8 protein-coding genes and 3 pseudogenes are annotated in these 8,524 nt (G+C 67.4%); 5 read left to right on the top strand and 6 right to left on the bottom strand.

What is annotated here, in order from left to right:
* A pseudogene (locus tag ACF1A5_RS33555) lies at positions 1-133 on the top strand (DDE endonuclease); the annotation flags it as partial.
* A gap of 67 nt (positions 134-200) precedes the next feature.
* Complete coding sequence (locus ACF1A5_RS33560; protein WP_392196630.1) at positions 201-479, top strand: hypothetical protein; 279 nt, start codon at positions 201-203, stop codon at positions 477-479.
* Between the two features lie 158 nt (positions 480-637).
* On the opposite strand, the gene ACF1A5_RS33565 is transcribed toward ACF1A5_RS33560, so the two are convergent.
* The 3 genes and pseudogenes from ACF1A5_RS33565 to ACF1A5_RS33575 all read right to left on the bottom strand — a co-directional run bounded on the left by ACF1A5_RS33565 (position 638) and on the right by ACF1A5_RS33575 (position 2,823).
* Complete coding sequence (locus ACF1A5_RS33565) at positions 638-820, bottom strand: hypothetical protein (RefSeq protein ID WP_392196631.1); 183 nt, start codon at positions 818-820, stop codon at positions 638-640.
* Positions 821-967: 147 nt separating this feature from the next.
* Positions 968-1,571: pseudogene (locus ACF1A5_RS33570) on the bottom strand (transposase); the annotation flags it as partial.
* 694 nt (positions 1,572-2,265) lie between these two features.
* Positions 2,266-2,823: a hypothetical protein gene (locus tag ACF1A5_RS33575; protein ID WP_392196632.1), complete on the bottom strand. Its 558-nt coding sequence runs from the start codon at positions 2,821-2,823 to the stop codon at positions 2,266-2,268.
* A gap of 364 nt (positions 2,824-3,187) precedes the next feature.
* On the opposite strand from ACF1A5_RS33575, the gene ACF1A5_RS33580 reads away from it, so the two are divergent.
* On the top strand, positions 3,188-4,483 hold the full coding sequence (locus ACF1A5_RS33580; protein ID WP_392196633.1) for a hypothetical protein: 1,296 nt from the start codon (positions 3,188-3,190) through the stop codon (positions 4,481-4,483).
* A gap of 107 nt (positions 4,484-4,590) precedes the next feature.
* On the opposite strand, the gene ACF1A5_RS33585 is transcribed toward ACF1A5_RS33580, so the two are convergent.
* Positions 4,591-5,856, bottom strand: a complete 1,266-nt coding sequence (locus ACF1A5_RS33585) for an IS256 family transposase (RefSeq protein ID WP_392196634.1) — start codon at positions 5,854-5,856, stop codon at positions 4,591-4,593.
* A 192-nt stretch (positions 5,857-6,048) separates the two neighbouring features.
* Here ACF1A5_RS33585 and ACF1A5_RS33590 point away from each other — a divergent pair, with 192 nt between their 5' ends.
* Positions 6,049-6,552 (top strand): hypothetical protein, encoded by a 504-nt coding sequence (locus ACF1A5_RS33590; RefSeq protein WP_392196637.1) that lies wholly within the window; start codon positions 6,049-6,051, stop codon positions 6,550-6,552.
* Here the strand turns inward: ACF1A5_RS33590 and ACF1A5_RS33595 are convergent.
* Together ACF1A5_RS33595 and ACF1A5_RS33600 are read right to left on the bottom strand one after the other, a co-directional pair.
* A complete protein-coding gene (locus tag ACF1A5_RS33595; protein ID WP_392196635.1) occupies positions 6,491-7,285 on the bottom strand; it encodes an IS5 family transposase in 795 nt (264 codons plus the stop codon). The genes ACF1A5_RS33590 and ACF1A5_RS33595 overlap by 62 nt on opposite strands.
* A 282-nt stretch (positions 7,286-7,567) precedes the next feature.
* Entirely contained in the window at positions 7,568-8,038 is a 471-nt protein-coding gene (locus ACF1A5_RS33600) for a hypothetical protein (protein WP_392196636.1), read from the bottom strand.
* 306 nt (positions 8,039-8,344) lie between these two features.
* On the opposite strand from ACF1A5_RS33600, the pseudogene ACF1A5_RS33605 reads away from it, so the two are divergent.
* Positions 8,345-8,524: pseudogene (locus tag ACF1A5_RS33605) on the top strand (transposase); the annotation flags it as partial.

Genomic DNA, 8,524 nt, shown 5'->3' on the forward strand with positions numbered 1-8,524 from the left:
AGCCAACCGCGCCTTCGCCGACCCCGACGACCTGATCACCGCCGTCCGCCGGGGTCTCCGCCAACTCCAGTACCGCCCCGACGTCCTCGACGGCTACCTCACCGGCACCGGCCTCCGGCGCCAGCCACCATGACGACATCACGCATTCAACGTCAGTAGGCTCAGAAGATCACTATTAAACAGACCGCTATGAGGGAGCCATGGCCGTCACCTACTTGATGCTCGCGCGGCTACCTGAAGGGGGCCTGGGCGACTTCGACGCTTATGAAAGCGCTGTCGTGCCGCTCCTTGCCGAGTATGGCGGGCTCCTTGAGCGCCGACTGCGGACTCTGGACGATCAGGTGGAGGCCCACCTCATAACCTTTCCCAACAGCGAGGATCTCGCTGCCTACCGGGCGGATCCCCGGCGCTCTGCTGCTGCACCACTGCTGGAGTCGTCTGGGGCAGCGGTCGAACTGCTCGCGGTGCGCGACGTTTAGGACTTGTCCGGGCGATCATGTGCGGAGTCGGATGACCGCACGCTTGATACACGCAGCATTCCGCGCACGTCCTCATAGCGGTCCACGAACGCTCGGATCTCCCGTTCGGTGCCACTGGTGAAGATCAACCATGGCCCGTCCACCACCACAGGATCCCCCTACCACACTTCGACGTTGGGTTCGGAGGGCGGTGGGGGTGTCCAGTCAGGATCCAGCGCGGCAATGGCGGCGAACGTCCGCTCAGGGGCATGCTCGTTGAGCAACATGCTTTTGCCGCCAGATCGGCGGAACACGGTGCCCTCACCCCATACGAACAATGAATCGGCCTCGTCGTCCGACATCCCGTCCCATTCCTCGTGTCGTTCTGTCCGCTCATTCGAACAGTAGAGGTTGGGCAATATCATGCTGCCGCCGCAGTGTCCCTGATCGTCTGGCTCCGCGCTTGATCACCCGGACAAGCCCTGGAGGCGGCACGGATACGGGTGCGGTCATGGTCGGCGGCTCGGGCGTTCGTCCCAGCGGTGAGTCGTCCATGCCCGCCGGATCAGACTGCGCACGGTGATGATCGAGTCGGCCAGGTCAAAGAATGCGTCGACGACGATGGCGCGCCGCTCGTAGCAGCGGGCGAGCCGGTAGAAGGCGTTCTGCCAGGCGTGGGTACGCTCCACGTGCCAACGCTGACTGGCCTGGATGGGCGCCTTCTCGCCTTTGTGCGCGATGCGGCTGCGCAGGCCGCGTTCGCCAAGCACAGCGCGGGTCTTGTCCGAGTCGTAGCTGGCGTCCAGGTTCACGGTGACGTCGACGGGCAACGGGCCCAGCTCGTCCAGCCGGTCCAGGGTCGGGGCGAGCAGCGGGGAGTCGTGGCGGTTGGCGCCGGCCAGGACACGGCCCAGCGGAATGCCGTATCCGTCTGTCATGCCGTTTCAGGCCCTGTTTGCCCCGGTCGACCGGAGAACGCCCGGCCACCTCGCCGCCTCCGGGAGCCTTGGTGATGGAGCCGTCAACGGCGATCTGATCGAGGACGAGGCCGACGATCCGGTCGTAGGAGTCCAGCGCGATCTGCTTGAGCCGGGCGAAGACGCCCAGTTCGTCTTCGACCCCACGAACGTGGGGCGCCGAGCGCGCCGTCACGGTCACCGACACCCGCCTTTACGGGAAGGCGACCGCGCAGACATGGGACCGGTAGCACCCGAGGCTGACGCACCCCTAGGCGAAGACCGGCTCCACGTCTGGTGCGCCGAATCCGTCCCGTCCAGGCCCCGGCGTTCCCGCGGCTCGAAGAACCGCTATCCGGCTTCCGCCACGACGCGGGACACGTCCTCGCCACCGGCGAGGCATACAGCCGTCGCACCCACCACAAGATCGGCACCAAACCCCGCAGAAGGGATGACAAGCAGCCCAGAGGGGCAACACACTGAGCGCATGCGCTATGAGGAGAGAGCCAAGCTCACGGCCGTGAAAGCCCTGATCCCCCTGGCCATCCTTGTCGCCTCACCAGTGCTGCTGATAACAGGAGCGCCGATCCGCCGCTGCTACCTCCGCTATGTCTACCGCGATGAGACCCCGCAGCTCCTGGACAAGAGGCGGGGATGGGTTAGCGCACATTACTTCGTGGTCACCGACCCTCTTCTCGAATGGCTCTGCCGGCCCTCGGAATCACTCGCCCGTCTCATCGGGCACCGCATTAAAAGACGACGGGAGCGCCCGGCACGGCCGACGGTGTGGTCCGGCTGCGGGCCAGGCGCCTGCGGACCCGACCGGACTCTCCCGGAGCGGGCATCCGCCGTCATGGCCGCCAGGGCAGCACGTCGGGCGGCAGCTCCGCCTCTCTCGCCCGGTCGCCCGGCGTGAGCTGGTCGGCGTAGCCCGCCTCCGTCCACACCAGCTTCTTGAACTGCTCCGGGGTCAGCGCCCCCGGCCAGGGGACGCCGCCGGGACAGAACACCGAGCCGCAGCCGTAGCAGTAGTGCGCGGGCTGCCACAGCCAGTCGGCGTGCCCGGCACCCGCCTCAGCGGCGGCCTTCTCCCGCCGGTCGTCGCGGACGACGGCGAATGTGCCGAAGAAGCACACCAGGGCCAGCAGCACGCCAGCGACGGTGTACAAGGGCTTGTCCTGGCCGACGCCAGTGGCGGCCAGCGCGACACCCATGCCGGTGAGCACCATGCCCTCCACGAAGTGCAGGCATCCGTCACCGCCCTTCTCCGGGCCCGGCGCCAGCCTGCTGTAGAGGCGCTGCCGCGACGCTCCCCTGCCGGTGCGCACCTGCTCCACCGCGTCCACTTCCGTGCCGCCACACCCCGAACACGCCACCCCGGCCGGGCTTCCGGTCGCTTCTGCCGCCATGAAGATCAGCTTAGTCACGGTCGTGTGGGACATCGGTGGCGGCGTGCTCGGAGGAAGGGGGTTGAGGCACATCGGACCGAGAGCCGGCGCGTGTCCGTCGGTCAGAGTCGGTCGTGATTACGCCAGTTTCTCCGTGACGCCCGATCGCTGGAGCGTTTGTTCGATATGGGTGGTGGTGACCAGGCGGCGGGGAGTCCGCCGCCATGCATGACCGGGGGTTTCGTTGAGCCATAGACGGTGGCTTCGTCGTGTCCACGTGCGAGCAGCGGTGCTGCTGGCGGTCGGGATGCTGGCGGGAGGGACGGCCCCAGGGGCTGCTGCCAGCCGGGGGGACGGGATACGTGCAGAGACGTTCATGCTGCCCGTGGGGGTACCGCTGCCCAGCCTGGAGCAGTTACGGGAACCACAGTTTCGCAGCCTCCTCGCCGACCAGACAGCTCAGTTGGCGGCCGGGCGGACCGCGCTGGAGACGGTCGGTCCTGCGGCCGCATACGGCCGCCGTGCCCAGGTGCCGGCGGTGGTGCCGGCACCGGTGCCGGCCAGACGGGACGGGGCGGCGGCGCCCGCTGCGGTGTCGTATCCGGATCCGGCGCGCACGATGTCGCTGGGGGACTGCGCGAAGCACATGGCCGGGGACGCGGCGATCTACATCAAGTCGCGGTTCGCCCTCTGCACGGGAATCCAGGTCATCACGATCTGGATGCGCACCAGCGGCAACCCGCTGGGCACCAGTTCCTTCGACCTCTACATACGCGGCACGGTGAAGGAGAACGACCGCACGATCCACTTCGACTACGACGCCGTCAACTTCAAGAAGATCAACACGACGGCTACCAGCGGCCTGAGGCTCAAGCTCGAGGGGACCATTCCCCAGGACTGGCCCTCACGCGCCATCCCCAAGACCGGCGGCGATCTGCCGGTGACACGGACGTTCGACCAGCTGCAGGCGATGCCGTCCGCGCACTTCACCCACACAGTGCGCTACAAGCCCGGGCAGGGCACAGGCTCGGGGAAGGCGGACGTGGTGTTCGGCGTCTATCAGCCGGTCGTCACCTCCACCCTGCCGCCCGGCTGGGTCGGCAACAGCCCCGCAGTGGGCAAACCCGCCATGTTCGCGCCCCGCTGGGATGCGGGAAAGTACCTGAGCAACCCCACCGGCGGCGGCAACCCGGACAACAGGGGCGCCGCCTCGTTCAGCTACCTGGCAACCCTCGTCTACAGCGCCAAAGCCTCCGCACCCGAGCGGGGCGTGGCCACGCACATCAAGAAGGCCTACACCACTCCGGCGGCGACGAAGCCCACCAACCACAACAAGAAGATCGCCGGGCAGACCCCGTCCGCCCCGCTGCACCGGCTGTACCTGGACGACCAGCGCCGCAAGGCCAACCACTCCACCGCAGTGAGCAACTGCCGACGTTACTTCGGCGCCGGATACACCGACCATGGCACCAAGGACTGCGACGAGTTCCCTTTCCAGAGCACCTATGAAGGCTGCGCGCAACCCCGGTTCGATCCGCATGCGGAGAAGAACAACTTCTCCGTCCTGCCCGTGATCAGTCGGCAGAACCAGGACGCCGGAACCCTGCTCGGCCAGTTCTACAAGAAGAACCGAATCATCGACGGCATGGACGACGGCTTTCTCATCAAAATCGTCTCGTAGCCCGACACCAGGGCCGGAACCCCTTGAGGGGTTCCGGCCCGCTCAGAGGTCGTTCTCTTTCCGAACCTCGTGGGGCGTGTAAGCGTTCTTGTGTAAGTCCTCGATTTTTACTGGGCGCTGATGCGGTCTTCGAAGAACAGCGCGAACGCGTTGAGGGCGCTCTTCCAGTGTGCGGCGACGTGGTTGACGTCGCGCGCTTTGGGTTCGATGAGTTCACGCACCGCGAGGTAGAGCACCTTCAACGCGGCCTGCTCCGAGGGGAAGTGACCGCGGTTGCGGGTGGTCTTGCGGAGCCGGGCGTTGATCGACTCGACCATGTTCGTGCTGTAGACGACCTTCCTTATCTCGGGCGGGAAGGCCAGGTAGGGCGTGAACTCGCTCCAGGCTGCCTGCCAGGTTTTCACGATCGCCGGGTACCGCTTGCCCAGGTCAGAGGCGGCGAAGGCGTCCAGGGCCTGCCCCGCGGCCTGCTCGGTCGGCGCCGTGTAGATCGCTTTGAGCGCCGGCACCAGTCTGGGATGGTCCCTCTTCGAGGCGAACCGCAGCGAGGCCCGCACCAGATGGATCACACATGTTTGAACCGTGGCCTTCGGCCAGGTCGCCGTCACGGCGTCGGGCAGCCCCTTGAGACCGTCGCAGGCGACGATGCACACATCCTCGACGCCACGGTTGCGCAACTCCGAGAGCACCGCCATCCAGGTCGTGGCGCCCTCGCCCTCGGCACCGACCCACAGGCCCAGCACGTCCTTGCAGCCGTCCATGTCGACACCGACGGCCACGTAGACCGGACGGCTCACCACCGATCCCGAGCGGATCTTCACCCACAGAGCATCGATGTAGATGATCGGCCACACGGCGTCCAGCGGCCGGTTCTGCCACACAGCCAGCTCGTCCACGACCGCGTCGGTCACCGTGCTGATCAGGTCCGGGGAGACCTCGACGCTGTAGATGGCCGCCAGATGCGAGCGGATGTCCCGCACACTCATCCCTCGCGCGTACAACGACAGGATCCGCTCGTTGAAGCCCGCCAGGCGCCGGGCACCCTTCGGCAAGATCTTCGGATCGAACGCTCCGTTGCGGTCGCGGGGAACGGCGACCGTCACCGCTCCGGCATCGGTCAGCACTGTCTTGGGCGAGGTGCCGTTGCGGCTGTTGCCCGACCCGCGGCCAGCCGGATCGTGTTTCTCGTAACCCAGGTGGCCGGTCATCTCGGCTTCCAGGGCCCGCTCCAGCACGGCCCGGGTCACCTCCGTCAACAGCCCGCCCTCACCCAGCAGGGCGGTCCCTGAGGCATCGGCACGGTCCATCAACCGCTCGACGACCTCGTCCACCAGCTCATCCGGCTCGACCACCGGATTCTCCTTCTCACTCATGTCCGTCCGATCCGGAGGCCAGGGGACCCACGACGAGCCCCCGACCAACCTGTCACGTCACGGACTTACACGATCTTTCAGACACACCCAACCTCGTGTGCCGTTTCTGCTGGTCAGGCATGAGAAGGCAGTTGTCGCGGGAGTCTCGGTCCGTTGCTGGTCGAGATGTTGTGGGGGTGGCGGGTGCCATCGATGCGGGCGGTGTTGGAAGCGCGGCAGAAGGCCGCGGCGGGGCGGGTGGAGGAACTCGAAGCCGAGCTGGAGCGGGTGCGGGTGGCTCTGACTGAGGCGGAAGAAGTACTCAGGCACCGGGTGATCGGCCTGGAGCAGTATCTGGAGGCGCTCGCCGAGGAGGAGGCGCCCGCCGTGGCCGTCGTGTCGCAGAGGAAGCCGGTGGGTCCGCGCCGGGCGGTGCCGCACCGCCAGGACTCGGCCGGAACCGAGGTGTTGTCGGTGGACTACCAGGCGTTGATGGCCGCCGCACTGGAGGCGGGAGTCGACGGGCTCGGTGCTCGGCGGGCAGCGGTGGTGCTGGGCTGGGACAGCGCATCGGCCTCGCGCGTCGAGGGAGCGCGGGCCCGGATGAAACGGCTGGTGGAGCGGGGCTGGCTGGTCGAGGAGAAGCCGGGCAGGTTCATGCTGCCTGTGCCGGAGCCTGACGCTGCTGGTGCTGGGCGGCCAGGCGGCGGCTCATGAGCATGGTCATCGACCACAGGATGACGGTCTCGCTGGTGTCGGTGCGTCGTTCGTAGTCACGGCCCAGGCGTCGGCTGCGCAGGAGCCAGGCGAAAGATCTTTCGACAACCCAGCGGCGGGGCAGAACCTGGAAACCTTGGACGTCGTCGCTGCGGCGGACGATGTCGAGGATCAGTCCGAGGTGCTGGGTGGTCCAATCGGTGAGGTGGCCGGTGTAGCCACCGTCGGCCCAGATCCGCACCAGCCGCCGGAAGTGATTCTTTGCTGTGGGTAGCAGGACGCGGGCGGCGTCCCGGTCGGTGGTGGATGCCGGCGTGACCAGCACGGCCAGAAGGAGCCCCAGGGTGTCGGTGAGCAGGTGGCGCTTGCGCCCGTTGATCTTCTTCCCGGCATCGTATCCCCGGGAGGCCAGGGTGACGGTGGCGTCCGCCTTCACGGACTGCGAGTCCACGACCGCCGCGGTCGGCTCCGGGCTTCTGCCCTCAGCTACGCGGACGGCTCCACGCAGCCGGTCGTGCAGTTCGGCCACCAGCCCCGTGTCCCGCCAGCGGGCGACGAAGGAGTAGACCCGTGGCCATGGCGGGAAGTCGGCGGGCATCGCCCGCCACTTGATGCCGTTGTCGACGAGGTAACGCACCGCGTCGATCATCTGCCGGTGGCAGTAGCCCTCCGGCCTGCCGCCCCGGCCCGCCAGCCACCGGGCACCGGCAGCAGATCCCGCACCAGTGCCCACTCCGCATCGCTCATGTCCGAGTCGTACCGAGGCCGGCGCTCCGGCCGGTCGGCCGCGTTCCCGAACCGATGGGCGAGGCAGTCACACTCAGGAGTGGACGAACTGGACTCGGCGACCAGGACCACGCGACACTCCGACAACAGGGCCTCTTGCTTCTCGCTGGATTCGACAACCGCGAGCTACCAAGAGGCCCTTCTTCCATGCACCCGAACCGGCCGACTCACCCGAACCAGGCCCTCGTTCGAATCCCACCGATCACACGGACGGATAGAGAACGGCCAGTCAGACGGAGGAGTGCCAGAACTGCACCAAGTAGTGCTCGATGCCCTCGGGTACTCCCTCCTGCGCCAAGCGCGCCACCTCTTGGCGCCCTTCGCAGTACACCCGGACCTGCCACGTCCGGTTCTTGTCCGGCAGGCGCAGGTACGCCTCTCGGGGCCCCGCCGTGACTCCCCACACGGCCAGCTCACCCGAGGAACAATGCAGCACGGCCTCGCCCCGCGCCTCCCATTCGCCGCGGTCGTCCGCGGGCGGGGGCTCGGCATCCCACACCTCGGCGCTCATCGTCGCGGTGTGGGTATGGCCCGCGCTCTCGATGTCCAGACGACCTTCGCGAGCTGTCAGGAAGGCACCCCCGGCTTCCCGGCCCTCGGGGTACGCGAGCGGAACCAGCGTGTCGTCAACTTCCTGCAACGCGAAGCCGTAGAAGTCGACCTCCACGTCGAGCTCCTGCTCCCGGATCAACTCAGCCACCACTACCCCCGCAGCCCGATCACCATGTTGAGAAACCAGGCGTGATCGTAACGGCGCGACCACAGCAGGGACAGCCAGACACCGGCCACTCCATGACGGTGCCACGCCCACGGTGAGAGTACGCAGACGTATCCTTCCCGGGGGGCCCGGGACTGTAAGACGTTCGGTGTAACTCCCGATCATGGAAGGTGCATCGATGACCAGTGAGAACGTGACCGAGCCGAAGTCTGTCGAGTCGGCGGAGGCGGTGTCGGCGAAGGCCGTGGACGACCAGCTGATCGACGAGCTGGTGCACCGGGCCCAGGCCAGACCGTCTCCACCATCACCGACAAGGTGCCCGAGGGCATGGCCGAATGGCAGGGGCGCCCGCTCGACGCCGTCTATCCGGTCGTCTTCATCGACGCCGTCCACGTGAAGATCCGCGACGGCGCGGTCGCCAACCGGCCCGTCTATGTCGCCCTGGCCGTCACCGCCGAGGGCCGGCGG

Origin of the sequence: Streptomyces sp. NPDC014864 (assembly GCF_043081525.1) — a bacterium.
In the GTDB taxonomy this organism is placed as follows: Bacteria; Actinomycetota; Actinomycetes; order Streptomycetales; family Streptomycetaceae; genus Streptomyces.

Excerpts from the sequence above, each read along its gene's own strand:
- ACF1A5_RS33560 (WP_392196630.1), top strand. The coding sequence starts at position 201 with ATGGCCGTCACCTACTTGATGCTCGCGCGGCTACCTGAAGGGGGCCTG.
- ACF1A5_RS33565 (WP_392196631.1), bottom strand. The coding sequence starts at position 820 with ATGTCGGACGACGAGGCCGATTCATTGTTCGTATGGGGTGAGGGCACC.
- ACF1A5_RS33575 (WP_392196632.1), bottom strand. The coding sequence starts at position 2,823 with ATGGCGGCAGAAGCGACCGGAAGCCCGGCCGGGGTGGCGTGTTCGGGG.
- ACF1A5_RS33585 (WP_392196634.1), bottom strand. The coding sequence starts at position 5,856 with ATGAGTGAGAAGGAGAATCCGGTGGTCGAGCCGGATGAGCTGGTGGAC.
- ACF1A5_RS33590 (WP_392196637.1), top strand. The coding sequence starts at position 6,049 with ATGCGGGCGGTGTTGGAAGCGCGGCAGAAGGCCGCGGCGGGGCGGGTG.